Annotated in this window: 23 protein-coding genes; 14 read left to right on the plus strand and 9 right to left on the minus strand. The window is 69.2% G+C overall.

Annotated elements, in window-relative coordinates:
- Positions 1-926 (plus strand): SMP-30/gluconolactonase/LRE family protein (locus tag QHF83_RS16120; protein ID WP_282418724.1); only part of this gene is annotated, 926 nt, incomplete at its 5' end.
- 7 nt (positions 927-933) lie between these two features.
- Here QHF83_RS16120 and QHF83_RS16125 read toward each other — a convergent pair.
- The gene (locus QHF83_RS16125; protein WP_282418725.1) at positions 934-2784 is read right to left on the minus strand and encodes an OPT family oligopeptide transporter; all 1851 of its coding nucleotides are present in this window, start codon (positions 2782-2784) and stop codon (positions 934-936) included.
- Positions 2785-2895: 111 nt separating this feature from the next.
- Here QHF83_RS16125 and QHF83_RS16130 point away from each other — a divergent pair, with 111 nt between their 5' ends.
- The 4 genes from QHF83_RS16130 to QHF83_RS16145 all read left to right on the plus strand — a co-directional run bounded on the left by QHF83_RS16130 (position 2896) and on the right by QHF83_RS16145 (position 6955).
- Positions 2896-3597 (plus strand): hypothetical protein, encoded by a 702-nt coding sequence (locus tag QHF83_RS16130; protein WP_282418726.1) that lies wholly within the window; start codon positions 2896-2898, stop codon positions 3595-3597.
- Positions 3598-3652: 55 nt separating this feature from the next.
- The gene (locus QHF83_RS16135) at positions 3653-5278 is read left to right on the plus strand and encodes a vWA domain-containing protein (RefSeq protein WP_282418727.1); all 1626 of its coding nucleotides are present in this window, start codon (positions 3653-3655) and stop codon (positions 5276-5278) included.
- A gap of 133 nt (positions 5279-5411) precedes the next feature.
- A complete protein-coding gene (locus tag QHF83_RS16140; RefSeq protein ID WP_282418728.1) occupies positions 5412-6206 on the plus strand; it encodes an energy transducer TonB in 795 nt (264 codons plus the stop codon).
- Between the two features lie 68 nt (positions 6207-6274).
- Entirely contained in the window at positions 6275-6955 is a 681-nt protein-coding gene (locus tag QHF83_RS16145) for a hypothetical protein (protein WP_282418729.1), read from the plus strand.
- Positions 6956-6969: 14 nt separating this feature from the next.
- Here the strand turns inward: QHF83_RS16145 and QHF83_RS16150 are convergent, their stop codons facing one another.
- The 3 genes from QHF83_RS16150 to QHF83_RS16160 form a co-directional block, all read right to left on the minus strand.
- Entirely contained in the window at positions 6970-7332 is a 363-nt protein-coding gene (locus QHF83_RS16150; protein WP_282418730.1) for a hypothetical protein, read from the minus strand.
- A gap of 48 nt (positions 7333-7380) precedes the next feature.
- Positions 7381-7860: a hypothetical protein gene (locus QHF83_RS16155; RefSeq protein ID WP_282418731.1), complete on the minus strand. Its 480-nt coding sequence runs from the start codon at positions 7858-7860 to the stop codon at positions 7381-7383.
- Between the two features lie 345 nt (positions 7861-8205).
- Entirely contained in the window at positions 8206-8388 is a 183-nt protein-coding gene (locus tag QHF83_RS16160) for a hypothetical protein (RefSeq protein WP_282418836.1), read from the minus strand.
- Here QHF83_RS16160 and QHF83_RS16165 point away from each other — a divergent pair.
- Positions 8365-8724 carry a flavin reductase family protein gene (locus QHF83_RS16165; protein ID WP_282418835.1) on the plus strand — a complete coding sequence of 120 codons (360 nt, stop codon included), beginning with the start codon at positions 8365-8367 and terminating at the stop codon, positions 8722-8724. The two genes, QHF83_RS16160 and QHF83_RS16165, sit on opposite strands and share 24 nt — an antisense overlap.
- Here the strand turns inward: QHF83_RS16165 and QHF83_RS16170 are convergent.
- Positions 8721-9074 carry a hypothetical protein gene (locus QHF83_RS16170; protein WP_282418732.1) on the minus strand — a complete coding sequence of 118 codons (354 nt, stop codon included), beginning with the start codon at positions 9072-9074 and terminating at the stop codon, positions 8721-8723. The two genes, QHF83_RS16165 and QHF83_RS16170, sit on opposite strands and share 4 nt — an antisense overlap.
- A gap of 58 nt (positions 9075-9132) precedes the next feature.
- Between QHF83_RS16170 and QHF83_RS16175 the strand changes: the two genes are divergently transcribed.
- Entirely contained in the window at positions 9133-10263 is a 1131-nt protein-coding gene (locus QHF83_RS16175; protein ID WP_282418733.1) for a hypothetical protein, read from the plus strand.
- Positions 10264-10279: 16 nt separating this feature from the next.
- On the opposite strand, the gene QHF83_RS16180 is transcribed toward QHF83_RS16175, so the two are convergent.
- Positions 10280-10759 carry a hypothetical protein gene (locus QHF83_RS16180; RefSeq protein WP_282418734.1) on the minus strand — a complete coding sequence of 160 codons (480 nt, stop codon included), beginning with the start codon at positions 10757-10759 and terminating at the stop codon, positions 10280-10282.
- A 353-nt stretch (positions 10760-11112) separates the two neighbouring features.
- On the opposite strand from QHF83_RS16180, the gene QHF83_RS16185 reads away from it, so the two are divergent.
- Positions 11113-12522, plus strand: coding sequence for a sigma 54-interacting transcriptional regulator (locus QHF83_RS16185; protein ID WP_282418735.1), 1410 nt, complete (start codon positions 11113-11115; stop codon positions 12520-12522).
- A 527-nt stretch (positions 12523-13049) separates the two neighbouring features.
- On the plus strand, positions 13050-13769 hold the full coding sequence (locus QHF83_RS16190; protein WP_282418736.1) for a hypothetical protein: 720 nt from the start codon (positions 13050-13052) through the stop codon (positions 13767-13769).
- 17 nt (positions 13770-13786) lie between these two features.
- Here QHF83_RS16190 and QHF83_RS16195 read toward each other — a convergent pair whose 3' ends face one another.
- Positions 13787-14350, minus strand: coding sequence for a hypothetical protein (locus QHF83_RS16195; RefSeq protein ID WP_282418737.1), 564 nt, complete (start codon positions 14348-14350; stop codon positions 13787-13789).
- Positions 14351-14536: 186 nt separating this feature from the next.
- Here QHF83_RS16195 and QHF83_RS16200 point away from each other — a divergent pair, with 186 nt between their 5' ends.
- The 3 genes from QHF83_RS16200 to QHF83_RS16210 all read left to right on the plus strand — a co-directional run bounded on the left by QHF83_RS16200 (position 14537) and on the right by QHF83_RS16210 (position 16303).
- Complete coding sequence (locus tag QHF83_RS16200; RefSeq protein ID WP_282418738.1) at positions 14537-15028, plus strand: flavin reductase family protein; 492 nt, start codon at positions 14537-14539, stop codon at positions 15026-15028.
- 174 nt (positions 15029-15202) lie between these two features.
- Positions 15203-16099 (plus strand): universal stress protein, encoded by an 897-nt coding sequence (locus QHF83_RS16205; RefSeq protein ID WP_282418739.1) that lies wholly within the window; start codon positions 15203-15205, stop codon positions 16097-16099.
- Between the two features lie 81 nt (positions 16100-16180).
- Entirely contained in the window at positions 16181-16303 is a 123-nt protein-coding gene (locus QHF83_RS16210; RefSeq protein ID WP_271929603.1) for a hypothetical protein, read from the plus strand.
- Positions 16304-16336: 33 nt separating this feature from the next.
- On the opposite strand, the gene QHF83_RS16215 is transcribed toward QHF83_RS16210, so the two are convergent.
- A complete protein-coding gene (locus tag QHF83_RS16215) occupies positions 16337-17176 on the minus strand; it encodes a hypothetical protein (RefSeq protein WP_282418740.1) in 840 nt (279 codons plus the stop codon).
- 206 nt (positions 17177-17382) lie between these two features.
- On the opposite strand from QHF83_RS16215, the gene QHF83_RS16220 reads away from it, so the two are divergent.
- Together QHF83_RS16220 and QHF83_RS16225 are read left to right on the plus strand one after the other, a co-directional pair.
- Entirely contained in the window at positions 17383-19020 is a 1638-nt protein-coding gene (locus QHF83_RS16220; RefSeq protein ID WP_282418741.1) for an ATP-binding protein, read from the plus strand.
- A gap of 495 nt (positions 19021-19515) precedes the next feature.
- Entirely contained in the window at positions 19516-19941 is a 426-nt protein-coding gene (locus QHF83_RS16225; RefSeq protein ID WP_282418742.1) for a hypothetical protein, read from the plus strand.
- A 16-nt stretch (positions 19942-19957) separates the two neighbouring features.
- Here the strand turns inward: QHF83_RS16225 and QHF83_RS16230 are convergent, their stop codons facing one another.
- A complete protein-coding gene (locus tag QHF83_RS16230; protein ID WP_282418743.1) occupies positions 19958-21178 on the minus strand; it encodes a hypothetical protein in 1221 nt (406 codons plus the stop codon).
- Positions 21179-21405 lie beyond the last annotated feature (227 nt).

Here is a 21405-nt window from a genome sequence, read left to right on the forward strand (position 1 = left end):
CGGGCGGCACCGGGGGCACTGGCGGCAGCGGCGGCACCGGGGGCACTGGCGGCAGCGGCGGCAGCGGCGGTGCGGGCGGCGCCGGCGGCGGCGTCGCGGAGGTCGATCCGCTCGTCGGGATCGGGACCGTCGAAGAGGTCCAGGGTAATTTCATGTTCACGGAGGGGCCGCAATGGAACCCCGCGACGAAGACCCTCCTCTTCACCGACATCCCCGCGAATCGCATCTACGAACACACGCCGGGCGGCGCGATCACCGTCTTCCGCGAGCCCAGCGCCAACACGAATGGACTTGCCATCGATCAAAATGGCCTCCTCGTCTCCTGCGAGCACAGCGGACGGCGCGTCTCGCGGGAGCTCGCGAACGGCACGCTCGCCTCCATCGCCGACGCGTACGACGGCAAGAAGCTGAACAGCCCGAACGACGTGGTCGTGCATTCGAACGGCACGGTGTATTTCACCGACCCACCGTACGGCCTCGCCGATCCGGGCCTCAGCGAGCTCGGCTTCTACGGCGTCTTCCGCGTCTCGCCCGGCGGCGAGATCTCGCTCGTCGCCGACGACATGGAGCGACCGAACGGCACCGCGCTCTCGCCGGACGAGAAGACGCTTTACGTCGCCGATACCAACACCCGCGAGCTCCGCGCCTGGCCGGTGAACGCCGACGGCTCGCTCGGGACCGGGACCAAGCTCGTCACCACGAGCCCGGGTCCTGACGGAATGGCTGTCGACGCGAAGGGCAACCTCTTCGTCACCACGTCGGCCGGCGTCGAGGTGTACAGCCCCGCGGGCAAGCTTTACGGTGCCATTGCGGTCCCTCAGCAACCTGCGAACTGCGCGTTCGGTGGGGAGGACAAGAAGACGCTCTACATCACGGCGCGGACCGCTCTTTATCGCGTGACGCTCCAGGGCGCCGGCATCTACTGATTCCGCGTCACATTCGCCCCGCCGCCCAGATCGCCACCACCACGCCCATCACGCTCTCACCGGCGACGAACCCCGAGGCCGTCGCCGTCGTGTAAAGCTCGTCCTTCTTCGGGAACTTCCACGCCAGGATCGCGGCGAGCGCGGCGCCCACGAAAAGCGTAAAGCTCGTCGACGCGGGCAGAATGAACGCGAGCCCGATTCCCAGGGGCGACGGCACCCAGGCGGCGAAACGCTTCGGCCCGAGCTCGCTCGCGATCGTGCAGACCACGGCAAACCCCGCCGCGATCGCCATCGCCAGCGGCGCTGGCTCGGGCAGGCCGGCGAACCCTCGCGTCAAGAGCTCCGCCGTCCCTTTGAACATCTGCACGCCCGGGGCGGGGTATTTCGTGCCGAGGAGCTCGAGCGGGAACGCCTTCGCGAAGATCACCGCCGTGGCGAGCCCGCCCGTCGCGATCCCGAAGAGCTGCGCGAGGAGCTGCTTTTGCGGCGACGCGCCGAGGAGCCGGCCCGTCTTGAGGTCCTGCATCATGTCGCCGCAGCTGTTCGCCCCCGCATTCGTGAGCCCCGCCGCCATCAGGCTGGCCTGCGCATGGCCACCGGTGAGCACGGCGAAGAGGAGCTGCGTCACCATGGCCATCGGGCCGATCGGATTCACGTCCGTCTCGCCCATCGTCCGCGTCCCCACGAGCGCGAGCGCGCCCGCGAGCACGATGGCCAGAAGCGACGTTGCCGGGTGCAGGCCGAACACGAGCCATTGCACCCCGATCGCCAGCACCACCGCCGCGGCGAGGCCCCAGGCGAACCAGCGCCGCGGCACCTCCACGTCCTCCCGGAGCACCTCGCCCGGCGCCTTCGCGCCCATCGCTCCGCCGAGCGACCGAAACGCCGTCGCGATCGATCCCCCTTTGAGCGCAAACGACACGAGCCCGCCCACGACGAGCATCGCGACGCCCGGCCAAACCGTGAAGCCCACCGCGTCGCCATAGAGCGTCGGCGCGTTCGGCGTGGGCGTCACGATGCCGCGCCCGAGGGCCCAGGGGACGACGCCGGCCCAGCAGAGCGTCGCGCCGACGGCCATCCACGCCGTCGTCCGCAGCCCGACGAGCGCGCCCGAGCCGAGCGTCATGAGCGAGATGTCGAGCCCCATCGTGAGCCGCGCCAAACCCATTCCGCCGAGGCTCGCGAACGCGAACGGCACCGAATCCGGGACGAACCCGAGGCCCCCGCGCGCGAGGCCGAGCGCCGCGCCGATCGCGGTCGCGGCGAGCAATGCGACGGCCATGCGTTTGCCGCCGCCGCCCTCGCCGTGCAGCGCGAGCGTCGTCTGGGCTGCGGCGATGCCCGACGGGAATTTCAGGTTTTCGCGGTTGATCATCTGCCGCTTCAGCGGGATCGCGAAGAGCACCCCGAGCAGGGCGGCGGAGACGAGCCACGTGGCGATTTCGAGGATCGAGAGCCGCCGGTTCGTCACGATCATGAGCGCCGGCACGGCCGTCACCATGCCTGCGCCGGCCATCGCGGCCGCGGCCGAGGCGGCCGTCTGCATGGTGTTGTTCTCCAGCACCGTGAACGCCGGCCCGGACGCGACGGCGCGAAAGAGCCGGAAGACGAGCCACGCCGACAGCGCCGCGGTGATCGAGGCGCCGTACGTGATGCCGATCGTGAACCCCGTGTACAGGTTCGCGGCGGAGAGGACCGAGCCGATCACGCACCCGCTCGCCACGGCCCGGAGCGTGAATTGCGGCTCGATCGGCCGGTAGACCTGCGCATACCAGGCTTCGTCCGAGACCCGCCCGTGCACGTCCGCGGGCTCTTCGCCGTGCGGTTCGTTCGTGACGTCTGCGGGCAGGCTCGACATGGCAAGCATCGTCCCAGCGGGGGAGGGTCGAGGTCAAGGCGAGCAGGGATCCGTCCGCTTTACAACCCTTTCCGATGTGATTTTTCGTGCGGACGTCCTAAGCTCCCGGACATGCTTGGAAATAGAACGGCTTCTGTTGCTTCGGTTTTTCTGGTCCTCGCCCTCGCCGCGTGCGGGGGACAAACCTCGGGCGGCGCCGGTGGTGACGGCGGCGCCGGCGGTAGCGGCGCAGCCAGCGGCTCGGGCGGCTCGGGCGGTAGTGGTGGCTCGGGCGGTAGTGGTGGCTCGGGCGGTAGCGGCACCGGGGGTGGCGGTGGCAATGCGGCCTGCAACATTGGCGGCTCGTCGACGCTGCCCGGCGTCTCCATCGAGTTCACCACGATCGATTGCACGTATACCCTCGCCGAGGCGGCCGCCGGTATCGGCATCCTTTACAACATCCAGGTGGCGGCCGACGTCCCGAGCGTTTACCCCACCCCGCAGGACAACGGCTGCGGCGAGCCTGGCCCGAGTGGCCTCATTCCCTTCGAGGTGCTCTCCGGCAACAACAACAAGTATTGCCTCTGCGACGTGGGCATCTGCCCGGCCCCAAACGATACGCCGAACGCCGTCCCCGCGGGCACCTACCCGAGCACGTTCTCGTGGGACGGGGTCAACTGGACCGGGCCGTCCGATTTCAACAACCCCAAAGGCCAGCCCTTCCCGCCCGGCGATTACACGCTCACGGTGAACGCCATCGGCGAGTACGACGACGCCGGCACGAAAAAACCCTTCACGGTCGAAGGGACATTCCTCGTGCACCTCGTGCCCTGAGCCAAAAGATCGAGGCGGCCGGGAACTTCCGGCCGCGCCCGCGCTCGGATCGGGCATGTCGATCCGCCGGCTCGCTCCCGCCTTCCTCCTCGCCCTCGCTGCTTGCGCCAAATCCCCTCCGGGCCCCGAAGCCGCCTCGCCCGCGGCGCTCGCGCCGAAGACCCTCGCCAAGGCCGCGCCGCCGCCCGTCGACGAACCCCTCGCGCCTCCCGTCGTCCAGACCGACGCCCCTCCGCCCGTCGCCGTCGCGGCCGTCCCCGACGAGCCGCTCGAGGCGCCCGTCGATACGCGCCACGGTCCCGCGCTCAGCGCGAAGGGATCGATGTGGGGGGAGGCGGTCATGGACAAGAAAGGAGCCGGCGGCCTCGGTTTGTCGGGGATCGGCGAAGGCGGCGGCGGGCGCGGGGAGGGCATCGGCCTCGGTACGATCGGCACGATCGGGCGCGGCGCTGGCACGGGGTCGGGCGCGGGGTTCGGATCGGGCCATGGAAGGCTCGGCGGTTCGCACCGCGCGCCGGCGGGCGTGCGCGTGGGGCCGGGCGGCCTCGGCGCGTCCGCACAATCTCCGGGCGGCGTACGCACGGGGGAATGGGACGACAACGCGAACTACCGCGAATTCGCCCGCTGGCTCGGCAAGGAGCGCGCCCCGGGCGCCGCGACGCTCGACCTCTCTTCGCGTCGCTTCCTCGTCGTGCGGGACAGCGCGGGCAAGCCCGTCCCGAGCTGCCCCGTCGAGGTGCGTGACTCCGCGGGAAAGACGCTCTCGCTCCGCACGACCGCGAATGGCCGCGCCCTTCTGTTTCCGCGGGCCGAGGGCCTGAAAGGCCCGGACGTCGTGGCCACGGCGCGCTGCCAGGGCGAATCCGTCGCGAAGACGACCACGGTCGCCGCGGGCGACGGCGTCGTCGACCTCGTCCTCTCGGGCGCGCGTGTCTTGCCGGAGGCGCAGACCATCGACGTCGCGTTCGTCCTCGACACGACCGGCTCGATGTCCGAGGAAATCAACGCGCTGCGCGACACGCTGGAGAAGGTGGCCGGGGCGCTCTCCACGATGAACGTGCGCCCGCGCGTGGGCCTCGTCGAGTACCGCGACCGCGGCGACGAATACGTGACGCGCATGCACCAGATGACCACGGACGTCACCGGTCTGCAGGCGCGCATCGCGACGATCTCCGCGGGCGGCGGCGGCGATACGCCCGAGCACGTGAACGAGGCGCTGCGGGTCGCCGTGCGCAACCTGCGTTTCCGGCCCGAATCGCTCGCGCGTCTGGTCTTCCTGATCGGCGACGCGCCTCCGCACCTCGATTACGCGCAGGACGAGGGGTATGCCGGCGCGATGAAGGAGGCGAGCCACGCGGGGGTGCAGGTGTATTCGATCGCGGCCTCGGGCATGGACAACCTCGGGCAGGTGGTCTTCCGGCAGATCGCGCAATACACCGGCGGCACGCACATGTTCGTCCTGCGCGGCGGAGCCGGGCCGGAATCGGTGGGCGGCGGGGATCCACGATCGAGCTGCGGCGGGACGCACACGGATTACACGAGCGGGAACCTGGACGCGCTGATCCTCGGGAAGGTGCGGGGGGCGATCACGGCGCGGGACGCGGATCCGATGCGGATCGCGGGGCTGCACCAGGACGAGAAGGACCGGCCCTGTGATCAGCGGATCGTGATGGCACAGTGAGCCGCTTGCGCAGTTCGCGCAAGTTGCGCAATTTGCGCGATTCGCGCAAGATGCCGCCTGCCACCCGAGCGGCGTTACGGCCGTTCGGGGAGCGCGCCGGGTTGGCCCGGCGCGTGCAAGCAGGGGCGAACCGGTGGATCACGGACACCTGAGCGCTGGCTGGTTGGTCGTGGCGAGCGTCGCCCATGCGGCGCTGCTCGGCGCGGGGTTCGTCCGCGACGAGAGCGGCGACATCGTGCGCGCCATGCGCGAGGCGATCCGGGCGGAGCTCGCTTCGTTCGAGGTCCCGATCGAGGCGCCCCGACCGCCGCCGCCCGAGGAGCCGCCGCCCGAGCCGCCCGTGGAGCCGCCGCCTACTCCCCAGCCCGTGGCGATACGCGCGCCGGCGCCTCCGCAAGAAGATCCCCCCGAGACCCCGCCGAGCGAGGTCCCTGAAGAGCTCCCCACCCCGATGGAGGCGCCGCCGGTGCTGGTGCAGGAGAGCAGTACGCCCGATCCTTCCGCGGTCACGTTCGTGACGGGCGAGGGCTTCGGTACCGGCCTCGTCTCCGCGCTTGGCACCGGGTTTCGTCCGGTGCGCCACACGGGTCTCGGTGGCGGCGCGCCGCCCCGCCGCCCGTCGCCGTCGCCGCCGCCGCCGCCCGATCTGTCGCGGCCGGCGTCGCTCTATGGCGACCGCGCGTGGGACTGTGACTTTCCGGCGGAAGCCGAAGCGGCGGGGATCCGGAACGCGCTGGTGGTGCTCCAGATCCTCGTGCGCGCCGACGGCCGCGCGCAGAAGGTCGACGTGGTGTCCGATCCGGGGCACGGCTTCGGGGCCCAGGCCAGGTACTGCGCGGCGCAGCATCATTATCGGCCGGCGCTGGATCGGACGGGGAAGCCGATCCAGGCGTCGCTCGGGCCGGTCCGCATTCGCTTCGTTCGCTGAGAGGCGCCGGGATCCCGTTGTGGACACGTTGACCCCGCGCGGGTTACGATGCCAAGGAGGGGTCTATCATGAACGGAAGCGGAAATGCGAATGTCGGCGCGCGACAACGCTCGAACGCCATCGTAGGTGCGGTCCGGAAGGGCGACATCATGATCAAGCACCGCCACGGCCTCGGGGCCGTGGGGGTCGGCATCAAGGTCGGTCAGCTCTTCAGCCGCGGAAACTCGGATCTGATCCACGCCGGGGTCGCGAGCTCGGCGACGACCATCGTCGAGATGGACGGGCACGGGCTCCAGGAAAACAACCTGCTCACCACGAACGCGCAGTTCACGTACGACGTGTTCCGGTGCCGTGACGAGAACCTCGCGGCCGGGGCCGGCGAGACGGCGATCATGATGCGGGAGGGCATGGCGGCCGGCGGATTCAACATCCAGTACACCGTGGGAGGGGCGTTCGGGTCGCTGCTTCCCGGCAGCGCGGCCGCCTCGTCGAATCGGATCAACGGGACGCTCGACCAGCTGCTCGCCGGAAACGCGCAGGCGTTCTTCTGCTCGGGGCACGTGGTCTACTGCTACCTGGCAGCGATGGAGCAGCTGCACATCGCCACGGGGCAGTTCTCGGCGCAGCGGATGCGCGAGTATTTCAGCCTGGAAGCCGTCGACTACAACCCGTCCTTTCTCCAGCAGCATTTGGCACGGAATCGCCATTTCGTCTTCGTGGGCAGGGTGAGGGGCGCGCGGCTCATTTAGACGAGGAGGACCCCTCAGCCGTCGCACCAGGGATCGCTATCAGGGCTTGGCTCTTCCTCTTCGGGGTCCCTCGTATACTCGGGGTCCTCGCTCGGCGCAGCCAGGTACCTTAGTTCCGTCTCTACTTCGCGCGGTCCAAGTTGCTTCAGCTTCTTGCCTGCCGACTTGAGGGTCTTCTTCGCCTTGTCGATGTGCTCGGCCAACGGCAGCTCTTCGGGCTGGCTTCCGCCAGCCCGAATCACCGCATCCCTCACGATTCGACCGACACTGAAGGCGGTATTTTCGAGCGCCCGCTGTCCTCGCACGTCTTCGATCTTGATTTTGTCGTCCGTCAGCGATACCCGAAACAGATTGGCTGCAAGTTCGGTCCTTCCCATGCGATCGATTAGGGCTTCACCAGCCGGCACCCCCTTATATTCCTCGATTTATTTGAGACTCATGTTGTACATGCCGCGATAGCCCGCATTCATGAACAACGCGTAATCTCGAACGCCGTGACTTTTGGCCGTCGCGGCGAGCGCCTTCATTCCTTCCTTAATCTCTTCTCGGACGACGACACGGTCGACGAGTTCCGCCTGTTCGCGCCGGTCGTGCACCATGCTTGCGAACTGGCCGAGGTACATCTGGACCATCGCCACTTGCGGCTTCCGCGAATCGGCGTTCATCGCGATGAGGTAACAAGCGACGCGCGTCAGCTCGTATCGATCCCCGACCCGAATGAAGTCACCGCCCGGATCCATGTTCAGCGACAGACACGCCTGCATCGCCCGCAAGACGACTTTTCGGAACGTCGCATGCGTCGTGTAGCCAAGAGCGTGCATGAGGTCGTCTTCACGCCAGGTTACGAGGCCATTTTCCTTGGCCATGCTTTCGAACGTGCTGACGAAGACGGCGAGGTCGCTCATGGTACTCTTATCCTGGATTTCGAGCTTCACGGCCGCTGCCGCGGGCCGATGGCTGCCCCTGGCTGTTACCACAAGAGGCGGGCAACGTGTCGGGTCTTCGCGCTGGACGTCCGCTCGATCGAGGGGGCATGCCCGTCCGGCTCTGCGCCACAGCGAGCTTCGACCAGGCCGAACTCGACGGCGCGGAACGCCTCCGAAGGTGCGACCACTAGGGCATTGGATCCTCTGGAAACAGGCTGAGTTGCTCCTTCGGCCGTGACTTCGGGCGCCCCGCAAACAGGTTCAACTGCCCGTTCTCGTCGGCAACAGGGACGGCAGGAGCGGGAACGGGTGCGGGCGGGGGAGTCATGGGAGCAGGCGCCTCGGGCGTGCCCTTTGCCCCCCTTGCACGACGCGCAGGAAGCCGCGCCCGTTCGGAAGCTCGCGGTGTGTCACCTCGGGCACGCGAGGCGCGAGGACCTGCTTCACGGGCAGCTCGCACGGGCCCGTCGTGAGCAGCGCGGTCTGAAATACCTCGATGCTCCACATGATCTTCGTAGGGTCCTCGGGCAGTTCGCGACCGGCGTCACGGTCGTCACCACGCGCCACGAGGGCGTGCCCCAGGGCATGACCGCGAACTCCTTCACCTTCCGTCTCCCTCGACCCGCCGCTCGTGCTCTTCTGCGCCGACAACCGGCCCGCTCCGGCATGCTCGTCGGCACGGCCGGCTGCTTTGCCATCAACGTCCTCGCCGAGAAGCAGCGCCACCTGTCCGACCTCTTCGCCGGCAAGAGCTCCGACGAGCAGCGCAGGGCCCTGCTCGACGAGATCGGGCAAGATGCCGTCACCGGCGCGCCCATCCTGAAAGGCTCTCCAGCTCCTTAGACGAGTACCGCACTAATTTCGTCCCACCCCCAGAGCGTCGCGCCGCCATCGTCTTCTTCCTGTACGCCGACGTCGTACAGGAAGAAATCGTGGTCAGTTGTCGTGACCAGCTCGCGTCCATCCTTGAGGCGCACGCCGCGGATCTTCCTGATGAGGAGCATCTCTCCGAAGATGGGGCGTAGCGCATCGACGGCTTCAGTGAATGTTGGGCGGCGAGTTGCGGCTGACAAAAGATCCGACATGCCGGCAGCATACATCGATGCCCCGCCCCGCGCTCGTGCGACATGCTGCCGCCGAGGTTTGTCGCCGACCTTGCGCACAATGGCGTCGACGTGTAGGGTCAAAGGCATGGTTCGTCCAGGTACATTTTTTGTTTGTCTCGTATCAGCTACATTCAGCCTAGCCGCCATGATCGCGGGCTGCGAAGGGGGCGACATTTTCATCGGCAGCGACTGCATGCACGACGGCAAGCAGCTCCTCGATCCCGCCTGCTGCCCTTGTCCTCTGCCGGAAGATTGTCCTGGCGGCCCCAAGCCCATCCCTGCGGGTTGTCCGAACGCACCCGCTCCGGATGGAGGAACGGGGGACGGCGGCGGCGGCGGCGGCGGCGGCATGTCCTCACTCTGCAACGATGGCAAGTGCGTCCCCAAGCCGCCCGACGACTGGACGCCGGTCGCGTTCTTCTCCGACTGGAGCGAGCCGCCGCCTTGCCCCGAAGACACGCCGATCCTCGCGTACGAGGGCACGCCCGCGCCGCCGCCGCCCACGTGCGGCGATTGCTCGTGCGGCGCGCCCGAGGGCATGTGCAAGCTCCCGGCGACGTGGACGATCAGCTCCGCGCCCTGTGCCGATCCTGCGGGTGGTGTCAAGACAAACTTCGATCCGCCGACAAACTGGGATGGCTCCTGCAACCAGGACAAATCCCTTCCCCTCGATGTGCTTTGTGGCGGTTCTCCCTGCGTCCTGTCGATGACGATCGACGCGCCCGTGATCGAGGAGCCGCCGTGCACGCCGCACACGACCGGAGATTCCGAGCAGCCCCCCCCGAACTATTGGCCCGGCGGGCCAGAGACGCCCCTCGGCCGCGTCTGCAAGAGTGACAAGCCGTGGCCGAGCTGCGCGGACCAGGCTGGGAAGATCTGCGGACCGGCCGCTGACGCCTACGCCGCCTGCATCTTCCGCGAAGGCGAGCATCTCTGCCCCGAAGGCTGGGGCGAGCGTCACGTCCTTTATGGTGTCGTCGACGACGGGCGAACGTGCTCCGCATGCACATGCGATCCGCCGACGGGTGGGGTTTGTCAAGTCAAGTGGCGTACGTTTGCCGCCGCCGCATGCACGGCGGAAAACGCGGCGAACGACATCTACGCGGGGGAGGGTCCTCAGTGTTACCCCTACATGACGGGCGTCGCTCTCGCCGGAAAATCGGCGGAGGTCATCGCCTACGTGAAGGGCACCTGCGCCCCGAGCGGCGGCGAAGTCGAGGGCACCTTGACCCTTGACAAACCCGCGACCATTTGCTGCAGCCTGCCCACGAGCTAAACCGCGCGCCACCCGCTCAATCGAACAGCGGCTTGCGCCCGTGGTCGTGACCCAACGTGTAGAATAGTTGGAGCCCCACGCTCCCGACGAGCGGGCTCACCTCCCAGAGGGGGGCACCGCCGCCGCGCAAAGCCGGCGGCGAGATCGTCTTCAGCACGTCGAGATACACGCGCATGTAGATGCTCGTGGTCAGCCGTAGTTCATAGCCGGCGCGTACCCCCGCGGTCGAGAACCAGCTTCCGTTTTCGGCTGGGTAGGTCAGCGTGCTCGTGGCGTCCCGATCGTCTCGGTACCCCTGCGCTTCGAGCTTCGCGGATGCGTACACGCCGCAGCCCATGAAGCCACGGCGCTCGTAGCAGAGCGCGATCGGCACGACGATGCCGTTCCATTCGACCATCGTGACCTCCGCGGGCTTCCGCCAGCCGCCCCAGAGGATCTGCGTCTCGAACAGGAAGACGATCGGCGAGCGCCGGATGCCCGCCGAGATCGCAGTCATCCCCGTCAATCCAGGGCCCACGCCGTACGATGCGCCAGCGCCGGCTCCGAGGAAGAAGTTCGTGAACAGACGGGTCTCGGACGGGGGTTCTCGGGCGGCACTCGATGAGCCCTGCGGCTGGGGCGCAGGTGGCGATGGTTCCGCGTTTGCCAGCGAAGGCCCGGCTGCGCTGAGTGTCACGATTGAAACCAGCACCGCCCCGAGGTGTCGCGGATAGGAGCCCATGTCTCGTTTATATCCTGCGGCTTCGCTTTACGCCTCCCCTTCCTTGGCACCGAGCGCTCTCGCCCCATGCGCCCATGTCGAGCGCGCTTGTGCCGCCGGAGACGCATCGCCTAGAATGCGCCCCGCCCATGGCCCACTCCCTGGCCACCACCGACAACGAGTTCGAATCCGCGACGCGTGCGGCGACCCTCGGCGTCCTCGTCTTCGTGCTCCGTTACGAGGACCTCTGCGCGGCGGACTCCGTGGCTTTGCGTCCGCTCACGCACGACGGCGCAGGCTTCGAGATCGGGCGAGCCTCCGAGGTCCGTCCGCCCGCAATGGAGGGAAAAACCTTTCTCCTGCCCGACCGCTTCGTGTCGCGCGTGCACGCCCGCGTGGTTCGTCGTGATGGCAAGGCCTTCCTGGAGGACGCCGGGAGCAAGCTCGGCACGTTCGTCCGCGGCGAGCGCATTCAGGGGCCCGTCCCCCTCGCGGACGGCGACGTCGTGGAGATGGGACAGTCGCTCTTCGTGTATCGGTTGATCGACGAGCCAACGGCCGTTCGCATGATCACCCGTCCCGCGGGGTTCACGTTTGGCCCGACGCGCACGCTTTGCCCCGAGCTCATGAGCCTGGCGATCGACCTCGATCGCCTTGCGCGCTCCGACCAGCCCATCCTTTTGCTCGCCGAGACCGGCGCCGGCAAGGAGGTCGCGGCGCGGTACGTGCACGACAAGAGCGGCCGCGCGGGGCCGTTCGTGGCCGTCGATTGCGGCGCCATTCCGGAGCACCTCGTCGAGGGGGAGCTTTTTGGGCATCGCCGCGGGGCGTTCAGCGGCGCGCACGAGGAGCGCAAGGGGCGCATTCGCAGCGCGGAGGGGGGCACGGTGTTCCTCGACGAGATCGGCAATCTGCCCGGGACCGCGCAGGCGAGTCTGCTCCGTGCCATTCAAGAGAACGAGGTGACGCCCGTGGGCGCCGACCGGGGGCAGAAGGTGGACGTGCGGTGGGTGGCCGCGACGAACGTGGACGTGTTCTCCGAGAAGAGCGGCTTTCGGGCGGATCTGCGAGAGCGGCTCGCCGGTTACGTCGGCATGCTGCCGCCGCTGCGCAAGCGCCGCGAGGATCTCGGTTTTCTGGTCGCGCACCTGCTCGCGCGGCGCGGCGTCGAGCGGGCGTCGATCACGCGGGCAGCGGCGCGCGCGCTCTTTTTGGGGGACCTGCCGGGCAACGTGCGCGAGATCGAGCGCACCCTCGGGAGCGCGTGTCTGCTCATGGGGGACGGGCCGATCGATTTGCAGCACTTGAGCGCCCTTCGAGCGCGCGCGGCGAGCGAGAAGGAGGAGCGGGCATCGGAGCCGCCGGGCGTCGAGGCGGCGGACGACGGGCGGCGTAACAAGATCCGGCCGTCGCGGGAGATGATCGAGGCGGCGCTCTTCCGGGCGAGAGGGTCTCAAGGGGAAGCCGCGCGTCTGCTCGGGGTGCACGACCGGCAGCTCACGCGGTGGATGGATGCATACGGGATACCCCGGTCGCGGAAGGGCCTTTCCGGCGGGTGAGGCGATGTCCCGCGAGGGCGGGATCGTTTTCGAGAAGGCCAGGGCGATGTCCCACGACGGCGGGGCGGTGTTCCGCAAGGGCGGGGCGATGTCCCACGACGGCGGGGCGGTGTTCCGCAAGGGCGGGCCGGCGTCCCGCGAGGGCGGGGTGATGTTCCGCGAGGGCGGGCCGGCGTCCCGCGAGGGCGGGGTGATGTTCCGCGAGGGCGGGATGATGTTCCGCGAGGGCGGGATGATGTTCCGCAAGGGCGGGGTGATGTTCCGCAAGGGCGGGTGCGCGTTCCGCAAGGGCGGGGCGGTGTTCCGCGAGGGCGCCCCAGATGTCCGGACAAATTCGGACAGTTTCGGACAATTTCCCCCGCGACGCGCGTGTGCCCCCCGGCCTGCGCGTCGCGCGGTCTGTCCTCAACCCGTGGGATTTCAATCGGTTAGCGCGTGTCCCCGCGGAACCTCGAAGCCTGGCATTCCTCGTGCACCGTCTCGCGAGCGACGCGACGCCATACCCCTACCGCGTCGAGGGAGGAATCATGACTGCTACCCTGATCGTGAAGACTTCGTATCCCCGGAAGGGTTTTTCCGCCATCACGCAGCTCGGCCTCAAAGCCTTGAACCTCGCGCTCACGCACGCCGCCGCGCTCGGGTCACGGCTGCCGCAGGGCTTGGCCGAGGGCCTCACGAGCGACATCGAGAGCCTCGGTGAAGTCATCCCCGGCGCAAAGCAGGCCCGGAGCGAGGCGGTCGCCGCCACGAGCGGGCAATTCGCCGCGCTCGCCGACGGACATGTGCGCGCGAAGCAGGTCCGCGCCGCCCTCCGCCGCGTCAAGGCGCCCGCCGACGTGAAACGCGCCTACGGCGTGGGCCGGAAGATGAGAAAGGACAGCGTGTCCGACGTGAAAGCCGCGATCCAGCAGATCCTCGACCGCGCCAAGGAAAAGCCGGCCGAGGCCGAGTCGCTCGGCATCGCGAAGAAGGACCTCGACGGCCTCGAGCTTTCGCTGGCCGCGATCACGGACGCCGATACGAAGCAGGAGCAAAAACGCGCGAGCGCGCCGCTCACGACGCAGCAGCGCAACCGGATCGGGAATCGGATCCTCGCCGCGGTGGCGCGGATCGAGGGGGCCGGGCGGCTGGAGTTCGCGAACGATCCTGTGAAGCGTGCGAGCTTCGAGGCGCTTGGTGCAGGGCCGAGGGTGAGGCGGAGGGTCGACGCGGAGAGCGGGGCGACGGAGGTGGTGGTGTCGGGGTGACGATCTCGTAGATCCGATCACCGCCTCACGCCCGCCGGTGGCGCACACACATCGGCGACCTCCGGATCCCGCGGCTTGATCACGCGCTCCCGATCCACACAGCCCTCGTCCCATCTCGGCGCCGCCACATCCCAAGGCGAGCCGCCGGGGATGGAAATGAGCGCTTCGATATCCGCCGCCGTCGGCCATTCCCCCTTTTCGAGGGACAATTCCGGTACTTGCATCGCGCGCGTATGGGAATTGCTGAGCGTCAGCGCTGCGACCACGCCTCCGGTTGCCCGGTCCGGCTCGAGGGTAAGGCTTGCCAGGACGTCATACATCGGCTGCACTTCCGGGAACCCATAATCATGCTCGCGGTAGGCGAGGTACCCGGCGCGGAGCAGCGCCGCATAGACCATTTCCTGTATGCAAAGCGCCAGCGGGTCCGAGCGGGATTCCCGGACGAGAACCACGACGGTGGGGCAATCCTCGTAGCGGGGCACCTTCCTCAGCCGGGGCGGCTCGGCTTGCGAAGCACCGCCACAAGCCGCGGCATGCACGAGACCAGCGAGAAACAGCGCCTGGACGCGAGATGCCTTCACGGATGAGCCCTCCGGTCGAAGGCCATGACAATGCGACCCCCTGTCCAAAGTCAAGGCGCCGACGACGCCCGCAGAACGGCCGTGACCGATCGCCGTGCCCGCCGGCGGATCCACGCCTCCCTGCCAAGCCCGGACGCCCCCCGAACGCCTCGCCACCCGGCAAGAACCACCCTACAGTGCAGCGCGATGGCCATCGACGCCGCCGAGCTTCGTAGGGTCCTCGGGCAGTTCGCGACCGGCGTCACGGTCGTCACCACGCGCCACGAGGGCGTGCCCCAGGGCATGACCGCGAACTCCTTCACCTCCGTCTCCCTCGACCCGCCGCTCGTGCTCTTCTGCGCCGACAAACGCGCCCGCTCCGGCATGCTCGTCGGCACGGCCGGCTGCTTTGCCATCAACGTCCTCGCCGAGGAGCAGCGCCACCTCTCCGACCTCTTCGCCGGCAAGGGCTCCGACGAGCAGCGCAGGGCCCTGCTCGACGAGATCGGGCAAGGCGCCGTCACCGGCGCGCCCATCCTGCAAGGCGCCCTCGGCTGGCTCGATTGCCGCCTCGATCGCGTGATCGACGCCGGCGATCACGTCGTCTACTTCGGAGAGGTCGTGGCCGCGGGCGCAGGCGAGCCCGTCGCGCCCTTGCTCTACTTCCGCAGCGGCTACCGCCGCCTCGACCTGCTCTGACCCCTTCGCGCCCGCCCTAGGCGCATCACGTTTGTCCCCGATGGACGCGGCGCGCGGCCCGGATGGCAGGGCCTCTTCGCTCTCGCCGAGCGACCTCGGTCGACCTGGAAAGGTGGACGTTGAACAGCGCCGGCCGACCCTCTAAGGTACCCGCGGATCCGGCAAGGAGAGCGCATGGCCCTGGGTAATGTGGTCTTGGTGGCGACGGACCTGAGCGAGTCCGCCGACGAGGCGATCAAGCTCGGACACGAGTACGCAGAGCGGGCGGGCGGCAAGCTGGTCGTCTGTCACGTCGTGCACGAGGTGTTGCGCTCCGCGCCCCTCTTCCCGCAGGCGATCCAGGCCGACATGGAGGCCGTGATCCATGCCGAGAGCCACGCCGCCGCCGCGGTCGAGGATCGCGTCAAGGATCTCACCGGCCGCCCGAGCAACGGCTTCGAGGTGCGCATCGAGAGCGGCGGCGCCGACGCCTCGATCCTCCGCGTCGCCGAGGACGTCGGCGCGACGCTCGTCGTCACCGGCAGCCGCGGCCTCACCGGGATCGCGCGGCTCCTGCTCGGCAACGTCGCCGAGCGGATCGTGCGTTACGCGCACTGCCCCGTGCTCGTCGCGCGTCCGCACGCGCGGACGAAAAAGATCCTCGCCGCGACCGATCTCTCCGAGCTCTCGCAGCCCGGCGTCGCGCTCGCCGGTCAGGTCGCCGCGGAGCAGCGCGGCGCGCTCACGGTGCTGCACGCGCTCGACATCCTGCCGTCGCCGGCGCTCGGTTTCACCGTGCCCTTCGGCGGCGTGCCCGTCATTCCCCCGCCCGAGCTCGTCGAGCAGATGCGCACCGCGGCAGACGGCGTGCTCGTGGGCATGGTGGAGCGGCTCGGGATCAAGGCCGGTCGACGCGTGGTCGAGGGAGATGCCGCCACGATGGTGATCCGGACCGCCGAGGAGCTCGACGCGGAGCTCGTGGTGGTCGCGACCCATGGCCGCACGGGGCTCGCGCGCGCGGCGCTCGGCAGCGTGGCCGAGAAGATCGTGCGGGGAGTTCACTGCTCCGTCCTCGTGGCGCGCTCACACTGACGTCCACGGTTGACGCAGCGCCGCGCCGGTGTCACGGATGGGACCGGCGCCGGCGCCCGCCGGCCGCGTCTGGGAGGCATCATGGCGACCGATTCATCGAACGAGAAGGCCCCGACCGAGGACTGGAGCGTGCCCATGCTCCTCGGGCTCGCGGTCGTGGTCCTCGGCGGCTTCTTCGTGTTCATCAACGCGATCTCGCCCTGAAGAGCGGGTGTTCCCCGCTCTCCGGGGAGACCGTCATTTCAAGAAAAACCCGACCGACAGCTCCGCGTTCCAGCGGATGTCGCCGATGATCCCCACCTCGCCGGCGGCCTGCGCGAAGAACCACTTGCGCACGTGCGCCCGCGCGCCCGCGCGTCCCGAGAACGCGAAGCTCACCGCCCCGTAATCGGCCTTGTAGCCGTCGATCGAGAGCTCGGTGTCGACCCAGTGGACGCCGCCGAGCAGGTCCGCGAAGATCGCGACCTTCGTCCACGCGTACTCGCCGCCGATGCCGAACCTGAGCTCCTTCGCCGACAGCGACTGCACCGTCACCTTGCGCTGCGTGCCGCTCACGTCGTAGGTCGCCGTCGAGTCGCTCACCTTGTAGGTCGTGAACGGCACGTCGAAGCCCACCGTCATCCGGATGTGGCTCATCACGAGACGCAGGTCGTAGCGGAGCCCGAGCACGTTCGTGGTGTCGAAGGGCGGCTTGACGAACGGCTCGACGAGCCCGCCGCCGCCGATGCCCTCGGCCGCGCCCTCCTCGAACTTGAAGGACGTCTTCGAGTAGGACCGCTGTCCCGCGAGGAAGCCCATCGTGAACTCGAAATGGTCGCCGTTCGCCCAGCCGTCCTCGGAGTCTTCCTCGAACGAGGGGGGCGGGGGCGGCGTGGGGCGCTCCGGCACCTCGAGCGGCCTCTGGGGCGGGGGCGGCGGAGTCGGGGGCGGCGCGGCCACCTCCAGCGGGTCGGCCTTCTTCTCACCCGGCGGCAGCGGCTCCGGCGAGGTTTCCTGCGCGAGCGCGAGCGCGGGCGCGGCGAGGCCGACGAGGACGAACGTGGCAAGGGACAGGACGAACGTAGAAGAGCGGCGCATGCGGAGCGGTTCCTTCCAGGGCGCATCGTACCCGAGTTTTCGAAGACGAGACACCATCGAGGGACACGTCGTGAGACCGCCCATGCAGGAAGCTTCCCATGGAAGGTCGCAGGGCGATTGCCATTTGCTACCAAAGTCGCATTGACTCGATCGCGTGCGTGCTCGATCATGGATAGTCCTGCTACCGAAACGGGAAGGACCCTCGGATGACCCAGCAAGACCCATGGACGCGGCTCGCGGACGAGGCGCTAGCAGGACAGGGCGCGCTCGAGGCGGAGCGACGGTTCCACGACCTCCTCGAGGGCCTCCCGGCCGCGGCCTATACCTGCGATTCGAAGGGGCTCATCACGTTCTTCAATCGGCCCGCCGAGAAGGTATGGGGGCGCGCCCCGAAGCTCCGCCACGAGCGGGATCGTTTTTGCGGCTCGTTCCGTCTGTTCACCCCCGAAGGAAAGCCCATCCCCCACGACGAGTGCTGGATGGCCCGGGCGCTCGAGACGGGCGAGCCACACAACGGGTTCGAGATCGTCATCGAGCAGCCGTCCGGCGCGCAGGTCGTCGCGCTGGCGCACGCCAATCCGCTGCGGGATCGTCAGGGCCATTTGATCGGCGCCGTCAATGTCCTGGTCGACATCACCGATCGAAAACGCGCCGAGGAGGAGCGCCGCGAGCTCGAGGCCCGGGTGTTCCACGCGCAAAAGCTCGAGAGCCTCGGGGTGCTCGCGGGCGGCGTCGCCCACGATTTCAACAACCTGCTCACGGTCATCACCGCGCATGCGACGCTCGGCCTCGCCGAGGTTTCGCACCCCTCGCCGCTCTCGGCGATGCTGCAGGAGATCATCATCGCCTCCGAGCGCGCCGCCGATCTGGCCCGGCAAATGCTGGCCTATTCCGGCCGGGGCACGTTCGTGAGCCAGCACGTGCGGCTCGACGCCGTCGTCCGCGAAATGGCCGTGCTCCTCCGGAGCATCGTATCCAAGGGCGCGACGGTGGAGCTCGATCTGTCGCGGGCGTGTGTCGACGGAGACGCGACCCATTTGCGGCAGGTCGTGATGAACCTGATCACGAATGCCTCGGACGCGCTCGCGGGAAAGCCGGGCGTCATCCGGCTCCGCACCGGCGTGCAAGAGCTCTCGGCGCCCATGCAATCGGCTTGGATGGCCGAGCCCATTCCGCCCGGCGATTATGCCGTCGTGGAAGTGGAGGATTCGGGCGAGGGGATGAGCGAGTCGGTCCTCGCCCGGATCTTCGATCCGTTCTTCACGACGAAGGTCGGAGGCCGGGGCCTCGGCCTCGCCGCCGTGCTCGGCATCGTCCGCGCGCATCACGGCCTCGTCGACGTGACGAGCCGGCCGGGGAAGGGCACGCGGTTCACGTTGCTCCTGCCGAGCGCCGCCGAGCGCGCGTCCGTCATGCCCCGCGTGAGCGACGCTCCTTCGGCCTGCGGCAACGGCTCGTGCGGGACGATCCTCGTGGTCGACGACGAGGACGCCGTGCGTCGCGTCGCGCTGCGCGTGCTCGAGCGCGCCGGCTACCGCGTCCTGCTCGCCGCCGGCGGCCGCGAGGCGCAGCGGCTCTTCCGCGAGCATCGCCACGAGATCAGCGCCGTCGTCGCCGACCTGACGATGGGCGAGATCGGCGGGATCGAGCTCATCCGCTCGATCCACGCGGTCGACCCGACCATGCCCGCGCTCCTCATGAGCGGCTACAGCAGCGAGGACTCGGCCTCGATCTCGGCGCTCGGCGTGCCGTTCCTCGCGAAGCCGTTCACCGCGAACATGCTCGCGGCGAGCGTGCGCGAGGTGCTCGCGGAGCGAGGCGCGGGCGGTTTTTCGATGGCGTGAGGGGTCGTTCCAGGCGCCCTGGCGATAGCGGCCCGGGGGCGCCGGGACGCAGAACCTCCGTCGAGACGGCGAGGGGAACTTGCTGGTGCGCCGGGACGCCTGCTAGGCCTCGACCGAGTGAGGAGGTCGCGGCTCATGGGGCTCTGGTATCGCAACCGATCTCGCATGGAGAGGGCTCCAGGGATCGCACGCCTGATGCGGCTGGCTCGCTGGTGGAGCCTTTGCCTCGTCGTGGGGGGATGCACGCGTGGCGAGCCGGACGGGGCGGGGGTTGCCGCGCCGAGCGCCGTTGCTCCAGCGCCGAGCGTCGCCTCGTCCGCAGCGCCGCCGGGGGCACCGCCGGATACGAAGGCTTCGGACGTCCAGGAGGCGCCTCGGTCGGCGACGGACACGGTGCCGCTTTCGTGCCCGAGCACCGTCCGCGTCGAGAAAGGGGACTCATTCGAGTCCATCACCAATCGCTGCTATGGGAGCCGCACGTATCAAGACTTCCTCGTGTCGCACAACCATCACGAGCGGAAGGGGCTTCGCGCCGGCGAGACATTGAAGATTCCGCCTTTCGAGACCCTGGCTCGCGAGCACGTCGCGGCGAAATGGGCGAGCGAAATGAGCGCGGTCGCCGCGGCGTACGCCCACTTCCGCCGCGTCGAGCCCGAGATCGATGAGCAGCTTCGTGCTCAGAAGCCAGGGATGGGGCCGTATCGGCCGAGCGCCGCGGCGAAGCTCGAGCTCGACGCCGCCGCCAGCGCGCTCCGCCCTGTCGTGGAGCACCTTCGCGCAGCCGGCGTCAAAACGAAGAAATTCGCCCAGGCCGTGGAGGCGTTCGAGCAACTCGCCAGCGGCGAGGGCAGCTTCTCCACCGACTACGCGACCGAGGAGATCCACCAGTGCTTCTCCTACGGCATTTCGGCGCTCGAGTAGGCCCTTCCGCTCCCGCTCACGCCTTCCGATGAGGCGCCATCGCGCGCGCCCGCGCCGCGGCCTCGCGTTGCGCGACGACCGCCGCCGACTCCTCCACGCGGTACGCCGCCGGGGCGCGCAGGTACGTCACGGCCTCGGGCAAGGTCGCGCGCGCCGCGATCGACCGATCACGCCCGAGCGACGGGGCCTCCGGCCGCTCGAGCGCGCGGCCTTGCCGCACCCGCGGGCGCGACAGCGGCGCGAGCGTCGTCGCCCCGAGGTCCTGCGGCGAGCGCATCCGCTCCGCCATCAGGTGCACGACATCCGCGACGAGCCTCCCGGCGCTGTCGGTGTACCGCACGACCATCTTCCGGCCCGGCCGCGGCGCCGCCTCGTCGCCGAGATCCGCAGGCGGGACCGCCCACGCGCCGCCTTGCTCGAGCGCCACGAGCTCGCACCGCATCGGCAGCGCCCGCGCCTCCGCGTCGTCGAGCCCCCGCGCGATCCACCCGCCCGCGCGCCGCCCGCGCCGCTTGGCCTCGATCAGCATCGCCTCCTCGTCGTCGCCCGCGCCGAGGTCCGCGAGATCGTCCGTATCGAGCGCGCCCCAGCCATCGACCGAGGTCGTCTCGAGCGACGGCCCCGTCGGACCGAGCACGAGCCCCGGGCTCGCGCGGAAGGGCACGCCGAGCGCCATCGCCGCGATGACGTTCGTCGTCGCGCTCGCCCCGCCCACGTACGCCGCGCGCGCGACCAGCATCGACGCCTCGGCCCCGGGCGCGTGCGCGCTCGACCCATCGATCACCGGATCGCCCGCGGCCGCCTGGTGCAGCCGCGCTGTGCGCGTGGCGATCGCGGTCGCGCGCCGCGCCGCCGCGCGGAGGAGCGAGGCGAGGAGCGAGGCTTCGAGGAAGGGCCCTTCCACCGTGGCGATCGGCGCGCCAGGGAAGGCGATCGTGCCGTCGGGGACTGCGTCGAGATCGATCGCGGGCACGAGCTGCGCGAGCCTCTGCGCGAGCGCGTCGGAGAAGCCGACGAGGCTCTGCGCGGCAGCGACGGCGGCGGGATCGACGAGCGGCCGACCGAAGAGCTCGAGCGCGCTCTCCAGCCCGGAGACCACGACGAAGCCCGTGTGGGGCGGCGCGGCGCGGAACGAGAGCTCGAAGCTCGCGCGGCGATCGGCGAGCTTGGCGGCGAGCAGGCGATCGGCGTCGAGCAGCGCGCGGCCATCGAGGAGCAGGGGACTGCGGTGGGGCATCCCTCCAAAAGGACGCGCTCGCCCGCTCTTGTCAACCGTCGCCCTCGGTTTGCCAGGCCTCGCGCTCGACGTCGTGGCCGGAGCCCGAGGGCGACGTCCCGTCCCGCGCCATGCAAAGGGACGTCGTGCCAGTCTGGGTTCTGCTCTCGTGGGATGCCCTACGTCGCTCCACGGCGGACCTGAAAGGCTGCAATCCGCATGCCTTTCATAACTGCAAGGACCACCCT

It is taken from the genome of Polyangium sp. 15x6 (assembly GCF_029960785.1).
GTDB lineage: Bacteria > Myxococcota_A > Polyangia > Polyangiales > Polyangiaceae > Polyangium.